The organism is Pseudomonas sp. 3MA1 (assembly GCF_029237275.1).
Lineage (GTDB): Bacteria > Pseudomonadota > Gammaproteobacteria > Pseudomonadales > Pseudomonadaceae > Aquipseudomonas > Aquipseudomonas fluorescens_AP.
In genome coordinates, this window is record NZ_JAACFX010000001.1 from 929,796 (window position 1) to 949,609 (window position 19,814).

The following is a 19,814-nucleotide window of genomic DNA, read 5'->3' on the forward strand; positions in this document are numbered from 1 at the left end:
AACGCCTGCGGGTTTCAGCCGGCGTTGGCGAGGGGCTAATCATTGACCTTCTTCCTTGGCAGTCAATACTTCTGAAGTACTGGTTTGGCTAAATGACGGGCCGCTTAACCGGCCAGCATCGGGTAGGTGAACAAGCCGAAATGCAGCAGATTGAGGCCGAAGTGAGTGGCAATCGCCGCGCTCAGGCCGCCAAAACGATAAGCCAGACCGTAGCCGACCCCGGCGATGCCCGCCAGTAGGGTCCATTGCCACCCCGCGCCCAGGTGCACCAGGCCGAACAGCAGGGCCGCGCACAGCAGCGCCAGGTTCTCGCCGTAGGGCAGCGCCTTGAAGCGTCGGCTCAGGCCGCCCTGGATGTAGCCACGGAACAGCGCTTCCTCCACCAGGGTCACCAGCAGCAGGTTGTTCAGCACCCACAGCCAGGCCTGATCCGGCCATTTCGGGGCCCAGCTGATGATCCCCAGCAGCAGCGCGCCACCTAGCGCCGCCACTGCACACAGGGTCAGGGCCACGGCGCTGGCATACAGCGACAGGCGCAACGAGCGCCGGCCGACGATCCATGGGCACGCCAGCAGCAACCAGAAACCGATCAGCGGCTTGTCCTGGTTCAGGTACATGGAAAACGGCACGGCATCATCGGTAAAACGTTGCGGGTCGATGGCCCGGCCGTTGTAGAAACCAGGCAACCAGTGCATGGCCAGGGCCAGGGCCAGCACCACGAACAGGCCGTGGCCCAGGTACTGGCCGACCCGACTGCGTTTCTGGCGCACGGCAAAGCCGGCACACAGCAGGAGGAGGATCGAAAGGGCAGCCAGCAGCCCCAGTTGGCCATAGCTCAGGGCCAGTGCGTAGCCAATGGAAAGGAGTGCCAGATACATCCATGGCAGAGCGGTCATGTGGAATCCTTGTTGCGAAGAATGGGTATTGCAGAGACGTGGTACAGCGCCGGATCTGTAGTCGTTTTTGCGACCGATGGGTCAGTTTCGGCGGGCGGCAAGTATAACCAGCTGAGTCTTGTTCGACAGCCCGACGAAAAACACCGCCCGGAGGCGGTGTTTGTTTTCGTGGCGGATCAGGATGCAATCAATTGCCGCAACACGTAGTGCAGGATCCCTCCGGACTTGAAGTACTCCACTTCATTCAAGGTGTCGATGCGGCACAGCACCTCGATCTTCTCCTGGCTGCCATCTTCGCGGGTGATGACCAGGGGCAGGTTCATCCGCGGTGTCAGTTCCACATCGCTCAGGCCGAGGATGTCCAGGGTTTCCTTGCCGGTGAGCTTCAGGCTCTTGCGGTTCTGATCCAGCTTGAACTGCAAGGGCAAGACCCCCATGCCCACCAGGTTGGAGCGGTGGATGCGCTCGAAGCTTTCGGCGATCACCGCCTTGACCCCCAGCAGGTTGGTGCCCTTGGCGGCCCAGTCGCGGCTGGAGCCGGTGCCGTATTCCTGGCCGGCGATCACCACCAGCGGCGTGCCGTCGGCCTGGTAACGCATGGCCGCGTCATAGATCGCCAGCTTCTCTCCGGTGGGGATGTACAGGGTGTTGCCACCTTCCTCGCCGCCGAGCATTTCATTGCGGATGCGGATGTTGGCGAAGGTGCCGCGCATCATCACTTCGTGGTTGCCACGTCGTGAGCCGTAGGAGTTGAAGTCCCGCGGTTCTACGCCCTTGTCCCGCAGGTAGCGGCCGGCCGGGCTGTCGGCCTTGATATTGCCGGCGGGGGAGATGTGGTCGGTGGTCACCGAATCTCCCAGCAGGGCCAGGACCCGGGCGCCGTTGACATCCTTGATCTGCGGCAGCGGGCCGGCGATGTCATCGAAGAAGGGCGGGTGCTGGATATAGGTGGAGTCGTCCTGCCAGACATAGGTGGCAGCCTGCGGCACTTCGATGGCTTGCCACTGTGCATCCCCGGCAAACACTTCGGCGTATTCCTTGTGGAACATCCGGGTGTTGACCTGGGCCACGGCCTCGGCGATCTCCTGGCTGCTGGGCCAGATGTCCCGCAGGTACACCGGCTGGCCATCCTTGCCCTGGCTCAGGGGTTCGCTGCTGAGGTCGATGCGCACCGTACCGGCCAGGGCATAGGCCACCACCAGGGGCGGCGAGGCCAGCCAGTTGGTTTTCACCAGCGGGTGCACCCGGCCCTCGAAGTTGCGGTTGCCCGACAGCACCGAAGCCACGGTGAGATCGGCTTGCTGGATGGCTTTTTCGATCGGCTCCTGTAGCGGGCCGGAGTTGCCGATGCAGGTGGTGCAGCCGTAACCCACCAGGTCGAAGCCCAACTGATCCAGGTATTGCGTCAGGCCGGCGGCCTTGTAGTAGTCGGTCACCACCTTGGAGCCAGGAGCCAGGGAGCTCTTGACCCAGGGCTTGCGCTGCAGGCCCTGTTCCACGGCTTTCTTGGCCACCAGTCCGGCGGCCATCATCACGCTGGGGTTGGAGGTGTTGGTGCAGGAGGTGATGGCGGCGATCACCACCGCGCCGTTTTTCAGGCGATAGGTCTGGCCGTCGTATTGGTAGTCGGCTTCGCCCACCAGATCGGCATTGCCGACGGCAACACCACCGCCGCCTTCGCTTTCCAGGCGGCCTTCTTCCTTGCTGGTGGGCTTGAACTGCAAGTCGAGAAAGTCAGTGAACGCCTGGGCCACGTTGGGCAATGCAACCCGGTCCTGTGGCCGTTTGGGGCCGGCGAGACTGGCTTCGACGCCGCCCATGTCCAGGGCCAGACTGTCGGTGAATACCGGCTCCTTGCCCGGCAGGCGCCACAGGCCCTGGGCCTTGCTGTAGGCCTCCACCAGCTTCACCAGCTCGGCAGGGCGCCCGGACAGGCGCAGGTAATCCAGGGTGATGTCGTCCACCGGGAAGAAGCCGCAGGTGGCGCCGTATTCCGGGGCCATGTTGGCGATGGTGGCGCGGTCTGCCAGGGGCAGGTCGGCCAGGCCGTCGCCATAGAACTCGACGAACTTGCCCACTACGCCCTTCTTGCGCAGCATCTGGGTCACCGTCAGCACCAGGTCGGTGGCGGTGATGCCTTCCTTGAGCTTGCCGGTGAGCTTGAAGCCGATGACTTCCGGAATCAGCATCGACACCGGCTGGCCGAGCATGGCCGCCTCGGCCTCGATCCCGCCCACGCCCCAGCCGAGCACGCCGAGGCCGTTGATCATGGTGGTGTGGGAGTCGGTGCCCACCAGGGTGTCGGGGAAGGCGTAGGTGCGGCCATCCTCGTCCTTGGTCCAGACCGTGCGTCCCAGGTATTCCAGGTTGACCTGGTGGCAGATGCCGGTGCCCGGCGGCACCACGCTGAAGTTGTCGAAGGCGCTCTGGCCCCAGCGCAGGAAGGCGTAGCGTTCGCCGTTGCGCTGCATCTCGATGTCGACGTTCTGTTCGAAGGCGCTGCTGCTGGCGAACTTGTCCACCATCACCGAGTGGTCGATCACCAGGTCCACCGGCGACAGCGGGTTGATCCGCTGCGGATCGCCGCCGGCCTTGGCCATGGCGGCGCGCATGGCGGCCAGGTCGACCACCGCCGGCACTCCGGTGAAGTCCTGCATCAGCACCCGCGCGGGGCGGTACTGGATCTCGCGGTCGGAGCGGCGTTCCTTGAGCCAGGCCGCGAGGGCCTTGAGGTCGGCGCCGGTGACGGTCTTGTCGTCTTCCCAGCGCAGCAGGTTTTCCAGCAGGACTTTCAGCGACATCGGCAGGGCGTCGATGTCACCCAGGCTCTTGGCAGCGTCCGGCAGGCTGAAATAGTGATAGGTCTTGTCATCGACCTTCAGGGTTTTAAGGGTTTTCAGGCTATCGAGGGATGGCATTGAATGACTCCTTGTGGCCCGCACGGCTACGGACCTGTGATACGGACAGAGAGTTAACCTAGCTCTGTTTGCGGCCTATGGCTAATCACTGGACTGCTGGCGCAAGTCCAAGGTTCCGAACTCGGTTATGATGCGCCGGTTTTCGTGACAGGCTTTGCTACAGGGCAGGTTTGCGCATCGATTCGTCGCCATTTGCCCAGGAGATTCAATGAACACCCTGTTTATCCACTGCCGGCCCGGTTTCGAGGGCGAAGTCTGCTCCGAGATCGCCGATCACGCGGCCCGCTTGAATGTCGCCGGCTACGCCAAGGCCAAGCCCAGCAGCGCCTGCGCCGAGTTCATCTGCACCGAGGACGACGGCGCCCAGCGCCTGATGCAGGGCTTGCGCTTCTCGGAACTGATCTTTCCCCGGCAGTGGGCCCGTGGCGGCTTCATCGAGTTGCCGGAAACCGACCGCATCAGCGTGATCCTGGCCTACCTGGCCCACTTTCCCCAGTGCGGCAGCCTGTGGCTGGAGGTGGTGGATACCAATGACGGCAAGGAACTGTCGAACTTCTGCAAGAAATTCGAAGGTCCGTTGCGCAAGGCCCTGAGCGCTGCCGGCAAGCTGGTGGACGACGCCGCCAAGCCGCGCTTGCTGCTGACCTTCAAGAGCGGCCGTGAAGTGTTCGTCGGACTGGCGGATGCCGGCAACTCGGCCATGTGGCCCATGGGCATTCCACGGCTGAAGTTCCCCCGGGAAGCGCCGAGCCGTTCGACCCTGAAGCTGGAAGAGGCCTGGCACCACTTCATCCCCCGCGATCAATGGGACGAGCGCCTGCACAGCGACATGACCGGGGTTGACCTGGGCGCGGCGCCGGGAGGCTGGACCTGGCAACTGGTCAATCGCGGCATGCTGGTGACCGCCGTCGATAACGGCCCGATGGCCGAAAGCCTGATGGACACCGGTCTGGTGCAGCACTTGATGGCCGACGGTTTTACCTTCAAGCCGCGGCAGCCGGTGGACTGGATGGTCTGCGATATCGTCGAGAAGCCGGCGCGCAACGCGGCGCTCCTGGAAACCTGGATCGGCGAGGGCCATTGCCGCGAAGCGGTGGTCAACCTGAAGCTGCCGATGAAGCAGCGTTATGCCGAAGTGAAGCGCTTGCTGGAGCGGATTGAAGACGGCTTCAAGGCCCGGGGGATTCGCGTGGCGATTGGCTGCAAGCAGCTGTATCACGACCGCGAGGAAGTGACCTGCCACCTGCGGCGCCTGGATGTGAAAAAGCCCAAATCGGCGTAGTCCCCGCAACACCACGCGCTTCCTGGTAGGAGCCGGCTTGCCGGCGAAAAAGGCCCCACACCCGTGCAAGGCGTGAGGATGCCTTCGCTGGCAAGCCAGCTCCTACGGGAGGGCGGGGGGCGTGGAACGACGGCAACAGATGACCCGATGGCGGCATTGCGTGACAATGCCCGCCTGTTTCAGGAGTGAACCATGAGTCAAATCATCGATACGCCGGTCGACGGCACCCTTGACGCCACCGGCCTCAATTGCCCCGAGCCGGTGATGATGCTGCACCAGCACATCCGCGACCTGCCGGCAGGCGGGCTGTTGAAAGTGATTGCCACCGACCCTTCCACCCGCCGCGACATTCCCAAGTTCTGTGTGTTTCTCGACCACGAACTGGTGGCGCAGCAGGAAGAGGCCGGAACCTATCTCTACTGGATTCGCAAGAAGCTCGATTAACCGGCCGAACGGCTGATGCGGATCTGCTTGCGCGCGCTGCGGGTCAAGCGGATCAGCAGCATCAGCGCGGCGCAGGTCAAGCCGGCAATCAAGCCCTCCCACAGGCCGCTCGGGCCACGCGCCGGACCGAACCAGTCGGTCAGGCCCAGGACGTAGCCGACCGGCAGGCCAATCCCCCAATAAGCGAACAGGGTCAGGATCATGGTCACCCGGGTGTCCTGATACCCCCGCAGTGCGCCGGCGGCGGTGACCTGGATGCCGTCGGAGAACTGGAACAGCGCCGAGTAGACGATGAGCATCGAAGCGACCTGGATCACCAGTGGGTCGTTGGTGTAGATCGAGGCGATGGGTTCGCGCAGCAGGAACATCAGGCTCGCCGACAGGCAGGCATAAGCCAGGGCCGCGCCCATGCCGACACCGGCGCTGAAGCGTGCGTTGCGCGGCTGCTGGCGTCCCAGGGACTGGCCGACCCGCACGGTCACGGCCATGGCCAGGGAGTAGGGAATCATGAACATCAGGGCGCTGACGTTGAGGGCGATCTGGTGTCCGGCCACCACCGTGGCTCCCAGGCTGCCGATCAACAGGGCGATCACCGCGAAGATGCTCGACTCGGCGAATACCGCGATGCCGATGGGCAGGCCGACGCTGAGCAAGCGCCCGATCACGGCCCCTTGCGGCCAGTCGAACTGGCAGAACAACTGGATCTTGCGATAGGCCGGTGCCCAGGCAATCCAGCCCGCCATGCCCAGCATCATGGCCCACATGACGATGGCGGTAGCCCAGCCACAGCCCACGCCACCCATGGCCGGCACGCCGAAGTGGCCATAGATGAAGACGTAGTTGATGGGGATGTTCAGGGCCAGGCCACACAGGCCGATGACCATGCTTGGCACCGTGCGTCCCAGGCCGTCGCTCAGGCAGCGCAGCACGTAGTACAGCGCCACCGCCGGCAGGCCGCTGGCGATGCCATGCAGATAGCCCATGCAGGGCTTGATCAGTTCAGGATCGACGTTCATCAGGTGCAGGATCGGTTCGGCGCTGACCAGCATCAGTGTCGCCGAGATCCCGGCGACCAGGGCCAGCCACAGGGCCTGGCGTACCACCGGGCCGATCTCGTGCAGCTTGCCGGCGCCAAAGCGCTGGGCGACCTTGGGCGTGGTGGCCAGCAGGGTGCCGGTCATCAGCAGGAACACCGGAATCCAGATCGAGTTGCCCAGGGCCACGGCCGCCAGGTCCCGCGAGCTGACCCGGCCGGCCATCACCGCGTCGACAAAGCCCATGGCGGTGGTGGCCACCTGGGCAATCATGATGGGCAGGGCCAATTGCAGCAGGTCCCGCAGTTCGCGGCCGACCCGGGCAGGGCGGCTGATGGCTGTGTTGGAGGGGGTGTCGGTCACGGAATTCACGGGGCGGAGCGTCCATAGGTGTGTTGCGCAGGACGCGACAGTCTACGCGTTGACATCGAGGTCAGGAAAACATCCAGTGTTGTGGATTTGTAAGGGCGCCCGCGCTGCATCTGGGCTCTGGGCTTCAAGCGGTGCTGGCTCGCCCTGGCATCTGCGCCTACACTGCGGCTCCGCACGAGGAGCCTGCCATGTTGATTGTTGCCGACGAAAATATTCCCCTGATTGAAGAGTTCTTTGCCGGCTTCGGGGAGATCCGGCGTTTCCCCGGGCGCGCCATCGATCGGGCGACTGTGGAGCAGGCGGACGTGCTGCTGGTGCGCTCGGTGACCCAGGTTGATCGCCAATTGCTCGAAGGCAGCCCCGTGCGTTTTGTCGGCACCTGCACCATTGGTACCGATCACCTGGACCTGGACTACTTTCAGCAAGCGGGAATCAGTTGGTCCAGCGCCCCGGGCTGCAATGCCCGTGGCGTGGTGGACTATGTGCTGGGCAGCCTGTTGACCCTGGCCGAGATCGAAGGGGCGGACCTGACTCAACGCTGTTACGGCGTGGTGGGGGCCGGCGAGGTCGGTGGGCGCTTGATCAAGGTCCTGCGTGGCCTGGGCTGGCAGGTACTGGTCTGCGACCCGCAACGCCAGGCGGCGGAAGGCGGCGACTACGTCAGCCTGGAGCAGTTGATCGAGCGTTGCGACGTCATCAGCCTGCACACGCCACTGACCCGGCACGGCGAGCATGCCACCTGGCACCTGCTGGATCGGCAGCGCCTGAACCGGCTCAAGCAGGGCACCTGGCTGATCAACGCGGCCCGTGGCCCAGTGGTGGATAACCAGGCGCTGCGTGAAGTGCTGCTGCAGCGTGAGGATTTGCAGGCGGTGCTGGATGTCTGGGAAGAGGAGCCGACCGTGGACCGCGAGCTGGCGGACCTGTGCGTGTTGGCCACGCCGCATATCGCCGGTTACAGCCTGGACGGCAAGCAGCGTGGCACGGCACAGATCTACCAGGCCTATTGCCGTTTTCTCGGGCAGGCGGAACAGGTCAGCCTGGCCAGCTTGCTGCCGGCGCCCTGGGTGCCGCAAGTGAGCCTCAATGCCAATGCCGACCCGGCCTGGGCCCTGGCGATGATCTGCCGGGCGGTGTACGACCCGCGTCGTGATGATGCGGATTTTCGCCGCAGTCTGGTGGATGATGTCGCTCAGCAGCGCGCCGCCTTCGATGGCCTGCGCAAGCATTACCCGGAGCGCCGCGAAATTGATGGCCTGCAAGTGCGGATTCAAGGCGAGTCGCCGGTGCTGAGCCGGATCGTCCGGGCCCTGGGGGCCAGCCAAGTCTGAGCCCGTTCAACCTATAAGGTGCGGGCATAAAAAACCCGGCCGCAAGGCCGGGTCAAGAGGACGTGAGGCTGTGTGTCAATCTTGCCGAGCAGGCTTGACCAGTCGCTTTTCCAGTTCGCGGCAGGCGTTCTGGATCATGTCTTCAGTAATAGGTACTTCGCGACCCTGAGCGTCGATGATGGCACACCCTAGAGACTGGTTTGGCTGGGTACGGATCACTTGAATCTTGTCATTGCTGCTGTGTTGCAAGGACATGGCCTGTCTCCTCATCAGGTTGTGTGCTTACTTTAGAATGGCCGGGTGACCAAGCTGTTACAGACCGCTGCAGGGACTGGCCCGGCCACTTCACTCCACCAGAAATGTCCAGGGAGTGCCAGCCACAGATTAGACCGATAATCTCTAGGCTCTAGTGTCAGCGGTCATAATCAACCTGACTCATTGTGATTTAGCAAAGTTCCTGCGAATTCATCTCGTTGCCGCCGCTGCAGCGGATCAGTCGCCGGTGCGTCAATGGATGAACTGCATGCTCTCTTCTCGTCACCGCCGGGCGCTGCATCTGGCCAGCCGCTTTATCGCTCCCTACCGTTGGCAGGCGCTGGGCGCCTTGCTGGCGTTGATCGTCACTGCCGGCATTACCCTGTCCATGGGGCAGGGCATCCGCCTGCTGGTGGACCAGGGGTTCATGACCCAGTCGCCGCACTTGCTGAATCAGTCCATTGGCCTGTTCCTGCTGCTGGTCCTGGCCCTGGCGGTGGGCACCTTTGTGCGTTTCTACCTGGTGTCGTGGATCGGCGAGCGCTGTGTGGCGGACATCCGGCGCCAGGTGTTCAATCACTTGATCTACCTGCACCCCGGGTTCTACGAGAACAACCGCAGTTCGGAGATCCAGTCGCGGCTGACGGCGGACACCACTTTGCTGCAGTCGGTGATCGGCTCCTCGCTGTCGTTGTTCCTGCGCAATGCGCTGATGGTGCTGGGAGGCATTGTCTTGCTGTTTGTCACCAACCCCAAGCTCACCAGCATCGTGGTCATCGCCCTGCCTCTGGTGCTGGCGCCGATTCTGATCTTCGGTCGCCGGGTCCGCAGCCTGTCGCGCCTGAGCCAGGACCGGATCGCCGATGTCGGCAGCTACGTCTCGGAAACCCTGGGCCAGATCAAGACGGTCCAGGCCTATAACCACCAGGCCCAGGACGAGCGGCGTTTCGCCGTGACGGTGGAAGAAGCCTTCGATACGGCGCGCAAGCGCATCGTCCAGCGTGCCTGGCTGATTACCCTGGTGATCGTCCTGGTCCTGGGAGCGGTGGGGGTAATGCTCTGGGTGGGTGGCATGGATGTCATTGCCGGGCGCATTTCCGGCGGTGAGCTGGCAGCGTTCGTCTTCTACAGCCTGATCGTCGGCAGTGCCTTCGGCACCTTGAGTGAAGTGATTGGCGAGTTGCAGCGGGCCGCGGGGGCGGCGGAACGCATTGCCGAATTGCTGCGGGCGGACAGCAGCATCCAGCCGCCTAGCAGCGGCCTGGTGAGCCTGCCGGCGCGGGTGCGTGGCGATCTGCAACTGGAGGATCTGGGGTTTGCCTACCCGTCGCGGCCGGATCGCTATGCCGTCGACGGTTTGACTCTGACGGTGCGGGCCGGGGAAACCCTGGCGCTGGTGGGGCCTTCGGGAGCGGGAAAATCCACGCTCTACGACCTGTTGCTGCGTTTCTATGATCCCCAGCGGGGGCGGATACTGCTGGACGGCGTCCCCCTGACCCAGCTCGATCCGCAGGATCTGCGCCGCTGTTTTGCCCTGGTGTCGCAGAACCCGGCGCTGTTCTACGGCAGCATCGAAGAGAACATCCGCTACGGCAAGCCTGACGCGACCCTGGCCGAGGTTCAGGATGCGGCGAAGATCGCCTACGCCCACGAGTTCATCGAGCAGATGCCCGATGGCTACCGGACCCATCTGGGAGACGGCGGTATGGGGCTTTCCGGCGGCCAGCGGCAACGCCTGGCAATAGCCCGGGCGTTGTTGGTGGACGCGCCGATCCTGTTGCTGGACGAGGCCACCAGCGCCCTGGATGCGCAGAGTGAACATCTGATTCAGCAGGCGTTGCCCAGTCTGATGAAGGACCGCACCACCCTGGTGATTGCCCATCGCCTGGCCACGGTGAAGAATGCCGACCGCATCGCGGTCATGGATCAGGGCAAGCTGGTGGCGGTGGGGACTCATCAGCAACTGATCGCCAACAGTCCGCTGTATGCGCGATTGGCGGCCCTGCAATTCAACGAGGGCCCGCCGGCCTCTGTGTAGGAGCCGGCTTGCCGGCGAAAGCGTCCATCAACCTGGCGCCGAGTGCGAAGGCTTGGTCGCTGGCAAGCCAGCTTCTGCCCTAGGTGAGGGCCCAATAAAAAGCCCGCATCGCTGCGGGCTTGTGGAGGGCCGGGTTTCACTGATCGTCGAAGTAGCGCTCATGCCAGTCCACCAGCGGTTGCGGTGAGTTGAGCTTCTGGCCATAGATCACCGAGTAAGACAGCACGTTCTGCACATACTGGCGGGTTTCGTCGAAAGGAATGCTTTCCACCCAGACATCGAAACTCAGGTGGTCGGCGCCCTTGAGCCATTGGCGCACCCGTCCGGGACCGGCGTTGTAGGCCGCCGAGGCCAGCACCCGGTTGCCGTTGAACTGGCTGTGCACCTGGCTCAGGTAGGCGGCGCCCAGTTGGATGTTCTTGTCCGGGTCCAGCACTTGCTGGGGCGAGGCCAGGGGGATGCTGAACTTGCGCGCGGTTTCCTTGGCGGTGCCGGGCATCAGTTGCATCAGGCCGCTGGCGCCGACGTGGGAGCGGGCGTCGTCCATGAAGGCGCTTTCCTGGCGGGTGATGGCGAACACCCAGCTCGAATGCAGGCCGCGGACCTTGGCTTCGCGCACCAGGGTGTCGCGGTGAGCCATGGGGAAGCGGATGTCCAGGTCATCCCAGTATTGGGCCTGGCTGATGGTGCGGATGGCCGGGAAGTACCACTTCAGGTCGTAGGCCAGCCTGGCCTGGGCCACCATTTCGTCACGGTTGAAGTGCCGGCTGACGTGGTACCACTCGCGGCGACCGTCGACGATCTGGCCCCGGGCATGAAATTCCAGGGCGCGACGCACGCCCGGGGTATTGCGGACTTTGTTGATCACCGCCTGGCTCAGCATCAGCGGTTGGTTGTTCAACTGATAGGGTGCCTTGGCGTGATCGGCGGCAAGAAAGCCATAGAAGTCCCGCTCCCGGGCCAGCCCCTTGAACAGCACCTGGGCCTGAGGGTTTTGCGGCTGGGCCAGTTCCAGGCTGCGAGCCTGCCAGTAGCGCCAGCGGTTGGTACTGGCCAGGTCCTGAGGCAGCTTGCGGGTCAACTGATAGGCATCCTCCCAGCGTGCCAGGCGCAACAGCAGGCGCAGGCGCCATTCGGAGACGGTGTTGTCGCGCAGCTCCGGGTCGTACTTGGTCATCACGTCCAGGGCGCGGCTGTCGAAGCGGCGGGCCAGGGTCAGGCCGATTTCGCGGGCAATCGCCACTTTTTCGTCACGGGAGAAGTGCATGCTGCTGGCATAGCCGTCCAGCAGGGCCATGGCCTTGTCCGGATCCTGGCGTGCCAGTCGGCGCAGACCCAGGCCGACCACGTCGGACATGGCCTCGTCGGCCGGCTGGAAGCGCGAGGGCTGGCCCAGCAGTTCGGGTTTTTGCGCCACGTCCACCAGCAAACGGCCCTGGGGCGCCAGGGTGGTCATGCTCTTCACCAGGCTGTTGGCCAGAGGATAGTTGCGGGCTTCGGCCGCCAGTTTGGCCCGTTGCCAGCGTTTTTGTTCGGTCAGCTGGCCTTCAGCGGCCCATTGCGCGAACAAGGCGTCACAAGCGGCCGGTTGGGATTTGCCGGTCAGCCAGAGCTTTTCGGTGGCGGCGTAGCCTTCGGCCTTGAGATTGTGTCCCAGCTGGTACTGGCCGTTGAGGCAGTCCAGCTCGGTGAAATTGAGTTTTGGGTCGTAGTACTGGGTGAAGGTCGCCCAATCGCCGCGTTCGGCCAGCCAGCGCAACCAGCGCAGTTTCATCCAGTTGGCCTGGGGCAGATCGCCATGTTCGGCGAGGAATTTCTCGATCTCGGCGTTGCTGGCGGATTTCAGCCGGGCGGTCAGTTCGTCGTAGGCCAGGTAGGGTTCCAACGGGTAGTCGCGCAGTGCATCGGCGTAACGGAAGTAGGGGCCGGAATCACCCTTGGCCAGGGCGCGCTTGGCTTCATCGTAATACTGGCGTTGTAGAGTCAGGTCTGCCGCCTGGGCGGATTGGACGGCTGCGGCGGTGAGAAGCAGGCAAGATAAAACACTGAAAAGGCGACTGCGCATGAGACATCCGGGCAGAGAAATCATGACAAGTGCCGACAAGGCCAACACTGATTGCTCACTAGCTTAGCCTTTTGCCAGCAACCGGTGAAAGCTTTGCCGAACCCTCGGCATCAGTTGGCAACAAAAGTGCCTCGGGGGTGGCCGGCGGCGAAATAGCCGGCCTTCTGCGGGCTCAAGTCAGGTAGAATGCGCGCCCGGTTTTTGGAGAAGAACATGACCCTGCTCAAATTCAGCGATGTGTCCCTTGCTTTCGGCGCCATGCCGTTGTTGGACAAGGTGTCCTGGCAGATCGCCCGTGGTGAGCGGGTGTGCATCATCGGCCGTAACGGTACTGGCAAATCCAGCATGATGAAGCTGGTCAAGGGCGATCAGAAGCCCGATGACGGCTCCGTATGGCGCGCACCCGGTCTGAAGATCGGCGAGTTGCCCCAGGAATTGCCGGTGGCCGACGAGCGGACCGTGTTCGACGTGGTTGCCCAGGGCCTGGACGGTGTCGGTGAGCTGCTGGCCCAGTACCACCACCTGAGCCAGAACATCGTCACCGACGCTGATCTGGAAAAGCTGATGCACGTCCAGCACGACCTCGAAGCCCGTGACGGCTGGCGCCTGCAGCAACTGGTGGACAGCACCCTGAGCCGTCTGCAGCTGCCGGCCGACAAGACCCTCGCCGAGTTGTCCGGCGGCTGGCGTCGGCGCGTACTGCTGGCCCAGGCCCTGGTGTCCGAGCCGGATCTGCTGCTGCTCGACGAACCGACCAACCACCTGGACATCGGCGCCATTGCCTGGCTGGAAGAGGCGCTGAAGGATTTCCAGGGCGCGGTGCTCTTTATTACCCACGACCGTTCCTTCCTGCAGAACCTGGCCACGCGCATCCTCGAACTGGACCGCGGCGGCCTGATCGACTGGAACGGCGACTACGCCAGCTTCCTGGTGCACAAGGAAGCCATGCTGGCGGCGGAAGAAACCGCCAACGCGCTGTTCGACAAGCGCCTGGCCCAGGAAGAAGTGTGGATTCGCCAGGGCATCAAGGCCCGGCGCACCCGTAACGAAGGCCGCGTGCGGGCGCTCAAGGCGCTGCGCGTGGAGCGCAGCGAGCGTCGCGAGCGTACCGGCAAGGCCAATATCCAGCTGGAAACCGCCGACAAGTCCGGCAAGCAGGTGATGGTGCTGGAGAACGTCAGCTTCGCTCACCCGGGTGGTCCGTTCCTGGTCAAGGACTTCTCCATGGTCCTGCAGCGCGGCGACCGCATCGGCCTCTTGGGCGCCAACGGCACCGGCAAGACCACCTTGCTCAAGCTGATGCTCGGTGGCCTGGTGCCCAGCAGCGGCAAGGTGGAAGAGGGCACACGGATCGACGTGGCCTACTTCGACCAGTTGCGCCACCAGTTGGACCTGGAAAAGACCGTGATCGACAACGTCGCCGAGGGTCGCGACTTTATCGAGATCGATGGCCAGAGCCGTCACGTGCTGAGCTACCTCGGTGACTTCCTGTTCAGCCCGCAACGTGCTCGCACGCCGGTCAAGGCGTTGTCTGGCGGTGAGCGTGCCCGTCTGTTGCTGGCCAAGCTGTTCAGCAAGCCGGCCAACCTGCTGGTCCTCGACGAACCGACCAACGACCTGGATGTGGAAACCCTCGAACTGCTGGAAGAAGTGCTGCTGACCTTCCAGGGCACGGTACTGATGGTCAGCCACGACCGGGCTTTCCTCGACAACGTGGTGACCAGCACCCTGGTGTTTGAAGGCGAAGGCAAGGTTCGCGAATACGTTGGCGGTTATCAGGATTGGTTGCGTCAGGGCGGTTCGCCACGGTTGCTGGGCGTGACCGAGAACAAGTCCGGCAAGGCCGAGCTGAATTCCGCCGTGGTTGCGCCGGTGCAAGCCGCGGCCCCGGCCCCGGTGCAGGAGGCTCCGGCGGCGAAGAAGAAGCTCAGCTACAAGCTGCAGCGCGAGCTTGAGGCGTTGCCGGGACAGATCGAAGCGATGGAACAGCAGATTGCCGGGGTCGAGGCGGAAATGGCCGATGCCGGTTTCTATCAGCGTCCGGTGGCGGAAACCGCCGCGGTCATCGCCCGGCTGGAGCAGTTGAATGCCGAGCTGGAGCAGATGGTCGAGCGCTGGGCCGAGCTGGATGCCTGAATGATCGCTGAGTAATGAAAAAGCCCGACTTCAGAGTCGGGCTTTTTGTCGAGGCCGCTGGCGTGCTGGCGGCCGGAGGGGTGTATTCAGCGCTTGACCAGGTGCACCGCCAGCACGTCACAAGGCGCGCCGTGGAGAACGTCATTGGCGGTGGAGCCCAGCAACAGCGCCAGGCCGTGGCGGCCATGGCTGCCGACCACGATCAGGTCGCATTCCTGTTCCTTGGCCAGATGGTGAATTTCCTGGCGCGGTTGTCCATAGGTCAGGTGACTGTATTCCTTGGTCAGCTCCGGATACTTGTGGATCAGCCGGTCCAGGCGCTCCCTGGCCTGGTCGAACTGTTGCTGTTGCAGTTGCGAAAGATCCATGGGGACATCACCGCCGAAGGCCATGGCCATGGGCTCGACGATATGCACCAGGGACAGCTTGGCCCCATTGCTCACCGACAGCTCGCGAGCGCGGTGGATAACAGGATCGCACTCTTCGGTTAGATCTACGGCGACCAGAATATGGTGGTAGGACATGAGGTGCTCCTCCTGAGGATTGCAATAGCTTCAAGTATGGCTGCTTTCAAGCGGGTTGGTTTCGCCCAGGCCCCGCTCATCAAAAAATCGAGAGTACTGATATGACGGTCTGGATAGTGGTGTCAATCCTTGCGGTGGTTCTGAGCCCGCTGGCGTGGTTGCGTCCTTCGCGCCGCCAGAGCGGCCTGATTGCCTTGCGCATGGAGGCGCGACGCATGGGCCTGGCCATGCAGCTGGCGCCTCAGGAGTGGCCGCACTGGCTGGGTCAGGAACCTCCCAATCCGTGCCCGCAGTACCACCGCCCGCGGCGCAGCGCGCAATCGGCCTGCTGGAGCTACTGGCAGACAGCCCCCGGTTGCTGGGTCAACCAGTGGCGCGAGCCCTGTGTCGACGAGTCGCTGCTCAAGCACCTGCAAACATTGCCGTCCGGGGTGTTCAAGGTTGAGGCGGACAAGCAGTTGATAGCGCTGTACTGGAACGAGCGTGGCGAGGTCAGTGTCCTGGAAAGTATCGCCTCGGTGCTCAAGGCCTTGGCCTGAAGCCTTGGAAGAGAGCGCCCAGGGTGGGCCTGTGCGCTGGGCAATAAAAAGCCCGACTCAGCATCGGGCGGGATGGCCAGGCAGGCCGGTAATCGGGTTGGAGCCACCTTCGGGTGGCTTTTTGCTGTCTGGGCGGTGGCGATATTCGATAAATGTTTTCTGGTCATTTCTTCAGATATATCCCCAGCTTAGTCGTGCTTGCTCTTGGAGGCCGGGGGATTTAGGGCGATTTTTCTAAATATTGATCCTATGAATGGCCTTGAATGCAGTGCCGTGTTGATCGTCCGGGGAGCAGTGCAGTGACCGCAAAGTCGCGTTTCAAACCGTGTTTTGTACGATTGACAATTGTCGGATTTTCCCTGAATGTGGCGTACCCAAATCAAACGGGCGTATGAAATGAGCGTTTGCATCGCAGGCAGCTCTATACAGAATCCCGACTATCGCGTTGGCGGGTGTGCCTGGCGGATTGGCGTTAGCATCGACGGAGACGTTAGTGCCAAGCCAGAAGTCAGCGTCCGACGTGTACTGTTCAGCTTCCATATCGTGGAGATCAGTTGATGATTTACGAAGGTAAAGCCATCACGGTTAAGGCTCTTGAAAGTGGCATCGTCGAATTGAATTTCGACCTCAAGGGTGAGTCCGTCAACAAGTTCAACCGTCTAACCCTGAATGAATTGCGTCAGGCTGTTGACACCATCAAGGCAGATGCTTCGATCAAGGGCGTGATCGTCAGCAGTGGCAAGGACGTGTTCATCGTCGGCGCCGACATCACCGAGTTTGTCGATAACTTCAAGCTGCCGGATGCCGAACTGGTGGCTGGCAACCTCGAAGCCAACAAGATCTTCAGCGATTTCGAAGACCTCAATGTGCCGACCGTTGCCGCGATCAATGGCATCGCCCTGGGTGGCGGTCTGGAAATGTGCCTGGCAGCGGATTACCGCGTCATGGCCGCCAGCGCCAAGATCGGCCTGCCGGAAGTCAAGCTGGGTATCTACCCGGGCTTCGGCGGCACCGTGCGCCTGCCGCGCCTGATCGGTGCCGACAACGCCATCGAGTGGATTGCCGCCGGCAAGGAAAACCGTGCTGAAGACGCGCTGAAAGTCGGTGCCGTGGACGCTGTGGTTGCTCCCGAGAAGCTCAAGGATGCCGCTCTGGCCCTGGTCAAGCGCGCCATTTCCGGCGAGTTCGACTACAAGGCCAAGCGTCAGCCGAAGCTGGAAAAGCTCAAGCTCAACGCCATTGAGCAGATGATGGCTTTCGAAACCGCCAAGGGTTTCGTGGCCGGCCAGGCCGGCCCGAACTACCCGGCACCGGTCGAGGCGATCAAGACCATCCAGAAGGCCGCCAACTTTGGTCGCGACAAAGCCCTGGAAGTGGAAGCTGCAGGCTTCGTCAAACTGGCCAAGACTTCGGCCGCACAAAGCCTGATCGGCTTGTTCCTCAACGATCAGGAACTGAAGAGAAAGGCCAAGGCCTACGACGAGATCGCCAAGGACGTGAAGCAGGCCGCCGTACTCGGCGCCGGCATCATGGGTGGCGGCATTGCCTACCAGTCGGCGTCCAAGGGCACGCCGATCCTGATGAAGGACATCAACGAGCACGGCATCGAGCAGGGGCTGGCGGAAGCCGCGAAACTGCTGGTAGGCCGCGTTGATAAAGGCCGCATGACCGCCGCGAAGATGGCTGAAGTGCTCAACGGCATTCGTCCGACCCTGTCCTACGGTGACTTCGGCAACGTCGACCTGGTGGTCGAAGCCGTGGTCGAAAACCCCAAGGTCAAGCAGATCGTGCTGGCCGAAGTGGAAGGCCAGGTCAAGGAGGACACCATCCTGGCGTCCAACACCTCGACCATTTCCATCAGCCTGCTGGCCAAGGCCCTCAAGCGTCCGGAAAACTTCGTCGGCATGCACTTCTTCAACCCGGTGCACATGATGCCGCTGGTGGAAGTGATCCGTGGCGAGAAGTCCAGCGAGCTGGCCGTTGCCACCACCGTTGCCTACGCCAAGAAAATGGGCAAGAACCCGATTGTGGTCAACGACTGCCCGGGCTTTTTGGTCAACCGCGTGCTGTTCCCGTACTTCGGCGGCTTCGCCAAGCTGGTCAGCGCCGGTGTGGATTTCGTGCGCATCGACAAGATCATGGAGAAATTCGGCTGGCCCATGGGCCCGGCGTACCTGATGGACGTGGTCGGCATCGACACCGGTCACCACGGTCGCGACGTCATGGCTGAAGGCTTCCCGGATCGCATGAAGGACGACCGTCGCTCGGCCGTGGACGTGCTTTACGAGGCCAAGCGCCTGGGTCAGAAGAACGGCAAGGGCTTCTACGCCTACGAAACCGACAAGAAGGGCAAGCAGAAGAAGGTCGCCGATCCGTCGGTGCTGGAAGTGCTCAAGCCGATTGTCTACGAGCAGCGTGAAGTCACCGACGAAGACATCATCAACTGGATGATGATCCCGCTGTGCCTGGAAACCGTTCGTTGCCTGGAAGACGGCATCGTCGAAACCGCTGCCGAAGCGGACATGGGCCTGGTCTACGGTATTGGTTTCCCTCCATTCCGTGGCGGTGCACTGCGCTACATCGATTCCATCGGTGTTGCCGAGTTCGTTGCCCTGGCCGACCAGTACGCCGATCTGGGCGCGCTGTACCACCCGACCGCGAAGCTGCGTGAAATGGCCAAGAACGGCCAGAGCTTCTTCGGTTAAGCGCCCACACTAGAGCGAGAGTGAACATATGAGCTTGAATCCTAGAGACGTCGTGATTGTCGACTTCGGTCGTACTCCGATGGGCCGCTCCAAGGGCGGCATGCACCGCAACACCCGCGCCGAAGACATGTCGGCGCGCCTGATCAGCAAACTGCTGGAGCGCAACACCAAGGTCGACCCGGCGGAAGTCGAGGACGTGATCTGGGGCTGCGTCAACCAGACCCTGGAGCAAGGCTGGAACATCGCGCGCATGGCGTCGCTGATGACCCAGATCCCCCACACTTCGGCTGGCCAGACTGTCAGCCGTCTGTGCGGTTCGTCCATGAGCGCCCTGCACACTGCAGCGCAGGCGATCATGACCGGCAACGGTGACGTATTCGTCGTGGGCGGCGTCGAGCACATGGGCCACGTAAGCATGATGCACGGTGTCGATCCGAACCCGCACATGTCCCTGTACGCGGCCAAAGCCTCGGGCATGATGGGCCTGACTGCCGAAATGCTGGGCAAGATGCACGGCATCACCCGCGAACAGCAGGACGCCTTTGGCTTGCGTTCCCACCAGCTCGCCCACAAGGCGACCGTGGAAGGCAAGTTCAAGGACGAAATCATCCCGATGCAGGGCTACGACGAGAACGGTTTCCTGAAACTGTTCGACTACGACGAAACCATTCGTCCCGAAACCACCCTGGAAAGCCTGGCGGCCTTGAAGCCGGCGTTCAACCCCAAGGGTGGCACCGTGACTGCCGGTACTTCGTCGCAGATCACCGATGGCGCCTCGTGCATGATCGTGATGTCGGCCCAGCGGGCTCAGGATCTGGGCATCCAGCCGATGGCGGTGATCCGTTCCATGGCCGTGGCGGGTGTGGACCCTGCGATCATGGGCTATGGTCCAGTACCGGCCACGCAGAAAGCCCTGAAGCGTGCGGGCCTGGGCATCAACGACATCGACTTCTTCGAGCTCAACGAAGCTTTCGCCGCACAGGCCCTGCCAGTGCTGAAAGATCTGAAAGTGCTCGACAAGATGAATGAGAAGGTTAACCTGCACGGCGGCGCGATCGCCTTGGGTCACCCGTTCGGTTGCTCCGGTGCGCGTATCTCCGGGACCCTGCTCAACGTCATGAAGCAGAATGGCGGCACCTTCGGTGTGTCCACCATGTGCATCGGCCTTGGCCAGGGCATCTCGACCGTCTTCGAACGCGTTTAAGCGTTGGGTGGATGGAAGCCGGGGCCCTGTGCCCCGGTTTTTGTTTTTCTGAAGATGTGTTTGTTTTTATT

At 62.7% G+C, this 19,814-nt stretch carries 14 protein-coding genes; 8 read left to right on the forward strand and 6 right to left on the reverse strand.

Annotated elements, in window-relative coordinates:
* Positions 1-104: 104 nt before the first annotated feature.
* Both GWQ44_RS04420 and acnA read right to left on the reverse strand, forming a co-directional pair.
* Positions 105-896 (reverse strand): CPBP family intramembrane glutamic endopeptidase, encoded by a 792-nt coding sequence (locus GWQ44_RS04420; protein WP_275926705.1) that lies wholly within the window; start codon positions 894-896, stop codon positions 105-107.
* A 176-nt stretch (positions 897-1,072) separates the two neighbouring features.
* Positions 1,073-3,814 (reverse strand): aconitate hydratase AcnA, encoded by a 2,742-nt coding sequence (gene acnA, locus GWQ44_RS04425; protein WP_275926706.1) that lies wholly within the window; start codon positions 3,812-3,814, stop codon positions 1,073-1,075.
* Positions 3,815-4,022: 208 nt separating this feature from the next.
* Between acnA and rlmM the strand changes: the two genes are divergently transcribed.
* Both rlmM and tusA read left to right on the forward strand, forming a co-directional pair.
* Positions 4,023-5,096, forward strand: coding sequence for a 23S rRNA (cytidine(2498)-2'-O)-methyltransferase RlmM (gene rlmM, locus GWQ44_RS04430; RefSeq protein ID WP_103741347.1), 1,074 nt, complete (start codon positions 4,023-4,025; stop codon positions 5,094-5,096).
* Positions 5,097-5,288: 192 nt separating this feature from the next.
* Complete coding sequence (gene tusA, locus GWQ44_RS04435) at positions 5,289-5,540, forward strand: sulfurtransferase TusA (protein ID WP_047302965.1); 252 nt, start codon at positions 5,289-5,291, stop codon at positions 5,538-5,540.
* Here the strand turns inward: tusA and GWQ44_RS04440 are convergent.
* Positions 5,537-6,946 carry an MATE family efflux transporter gene (locus GWQ44_RS04440; RefSeq protein ID WP_016963001.1) on the reverse strand — a complete coding sequence of 470 codons (1,410 nt, stop codon included), beginning with the start codon at positions 6,944-6,946 and terminating at the stop codon, positions 5,537-5,539. The genes tusA and GWQ44_RS04440 overlap by 4 nt on opposite strands.
* A gap of 188 nt (positions 6,947-7,134) precedes the next feature.
* On the opposite strand from GWQ44_RS04440, the gene pdxB reads away from it, so the two are divergent.
* Positions 7,135-8,277, forward strand: a complete 1,143-nt coding sequence (gene pdxB / locus GWQ44_RS04445) for a 4-phosphoerythronate dehydrogenase PdxB (protein WP_275926707.1) — start codon at positions 7,135-7,137, stop codon at positions 8,275-8,277.
* Positions 8,278-8,352: 75 nt separating this feature from the next.
* On the opposite strand, the gene GWQ44_RS04450 is transcribed toward pdxB, so the two are convergent.
* A complete protein-coding gene (locus GWQ44_RS04450) occupies positions 8,353-8,532 on the reverse strand; it encodes a PA1571 family protein (RefSeq protein WP_011060254.1) in 180 nt (59 codons plus the stop codon).
* 259 nt (positions 8,533-8,791) lie between these two features.
* On the opposite strand from GWQ44_RS04450, the gene GWQ44_RS04455 reads away from it, so the two are divergent.
* Complete coding sequence (locus GWQ44_RS04455; protein WP_275926708.1) at positions 8,792-10,570, forward strand: ABC transporter transmembrane domain-containing protein; 1,779 nt, start codon at positions 8,792-8,794, stop codon at positions 10,568-10,570.
* 136 nt (positions 10,571-10,706) lie between these two features.
* Here the strand turns inward: GWQ44_RS04455 and GWQ44_RS04460 are convergent, their stop codons facing one another.
* A complete protein-coding gene (locus GWQ44_RS04460; RefSeq protein WP_275926709.1) occupies positions 10,707-12,635 on the reverse strand; it encodes a transglycosylase SLT domain-containing protein in 1,929 nt (642 codons plus the stop codon).
* Between the two features lie 213 nt (positions 12,636-12,848).
* Here GWQ44_RS04460 and GWQ44_RS04465 point away from each other — a divergent pair, with 213 nt between their 5' ends.
* Positions 12,849-14,771, forward strand: coding sequence for an ATP-binding cassette domain-containing protein (locus tag GWQ44_RS04465; protein ID WP_103741352.1), 1,923 nt, complete (start codon positions 12,849-12,851; stop codon positions 14,769-14,771).
* An 86-nt stretch (positions 14,772-14,857) separates the two neighbouring features.
* On the opposite strand, the gene GWQ44_RS04470 is transcribed toward GWQ44_RS04465, so the two are convergent.
* Positions 14,858-15,295: a universal stress protein gene (locus GWQ44_RS04470; RefSeq protein WP_016964862.1), complete on the reverse strand. Its 438-nt coding sequence runs from the start codon at positions 15,293-15,295 to the stop codon at positions 14,858-14,860.
* Positions 15,296-15,396: 101 nt separating this feature from the next.
* Here GWQ44_RS04470 and GWQ44_RS04475 point away from each other — a divergent pair, with 101 nt between their 5' ends.
* The 3 genes from GWQ44_RS04475 to fadA all read left to right on the forward strand — a co-directional run bounded on the left by GWQ44_RS04475 (position 15,397) and on the right by fadA (position 19,743).
* Positions 15,397-15,834: a hypothetical protein gene (locus GWQ44_RS04475; RefSeq protein ID WP_047302977.1), complete on the forward strand. Its 438-nt coding sequence runs from the start codon at positions 15,397-15,399 to the stop codon at positions 15,832-15,834.
* A 557-nt stretch (positions 15,835-16,391) separates the two neighbouring features.
* Positions 16,392-18,539, forward strand: coding sequence for a fatty acid oxidation complex subunit alpha FadB (fadB, locus tag GWQ44_RS04480; RefSeq protein ID WP_275926710.1), 2,148 nt, complete (start codon positions 16,392-16,394; stop codon positions 18,537-18,539).
* A gap of 28 nt (positions 18,540-18,567) precedes the next feature.
* Complete coding sequence (gene fadA, locus GWQ44_RS04485; RefSeq protein ID WP_275926711.1) at positions 18,568-19,743, forward strand: acetyl-CoA C-acyltransferase FadA; 1,176 nt, start codon at positions 18,568-18,570, stop codon at positions 19,741-19,743.
* Positions 19,744-19,814: the final 71 nt, after the last annotated feature.

Bases quoted from the DNA above. Each gene is read 5' to 3' on its own strand.
- tusA (WP_047302965.1), top strand. From the start codon at position 5,289: ATGAGTCAAATCATCGATACGCCGGTCGACGGCACCCTTGACGCCACC.
- pdxB (WP_275926707.1), top strand. From the start codon at position 7,135: ATGTTGATTGTTGCCGACGAAAATATTCCCCTGATTGAAGAGTTCTTT.
- GWQ44_RS04475 (WP_047302977.1), top strand. From the start codon at position 15,397: ATGACGGTCTGGATAGTGGTGTCAATCCTTGCGGTGGTTCTGAGCCCG.
- GWQ44_RS04455 (WP_275926708.1), top strand. From the start codon at position 8,792: ATGAACTGCATGCTCTCTTCTCGTCACCGCCGGGCGCTGCATCTGGCC.
- GWQ44_RS04450 (WP_011060254.1), bottom strand. From the start codon at position 8,532: ATGTCCTTGCAACACAGCAGCAATGACAAGATTCAAGTGATCCGTACC.
- GWQ44_RS04420 (WP_275926705.1), bottom strand. From the start codon at position 896: ATGACCGCTCTGCCATGGATGTATCTGGCACTCCTTTCCATTGGCTAC.
- fadA (WP_275926711.1), top strand. From the start codon at position 18,568: ATGAGCTTGAATCCTAGAGACGTCGTGATTGTCGACTTCGGTCGTACT.
- GWQ44_RS04460 (WP_275926709.1), bottom strand. From the start codon at position 12,635: ATGCGCAGTCGCCTTTTCAGTGTTTTATCTTGCCTGCTTCTCACCGCC.
- fadB (WP_275926710.1), top strand. From the start codon at position 16,392: ATGATTTACGAAGGTAAAGCCATCACGGTTAAGGCTCTTGAAAGTGGC.
- GWQ44_RS04465 (WP_103741352.1), top strand. From the start codon at position 12,849: ATGACCCTGCTCAAATTCAGCGATGTGTCCCTTGCTTTCGGCGCCATG.
- GWQ44_RS04470 (WP_016964862.1), bottom strand. From the start codon at position 15,295: ATGTCCTACCACCATATTCTGGTCGCCGTAGATCTAACCGAAGAGTGC.
- rlmM (WP_103741347.1), top strand. From the start codon at position 4,023: ATGAACACCCTGTTTATCCACTGCCGGCCCGGTTTCGAGGGCGAAGTC.
- acnA (WP_275926706.1), bottom strand. From the start codon at position 3,814: ATGCCATCCCTCGATAGCCTGAAAACCCTTAAAACCCTGAAGGTCGAT.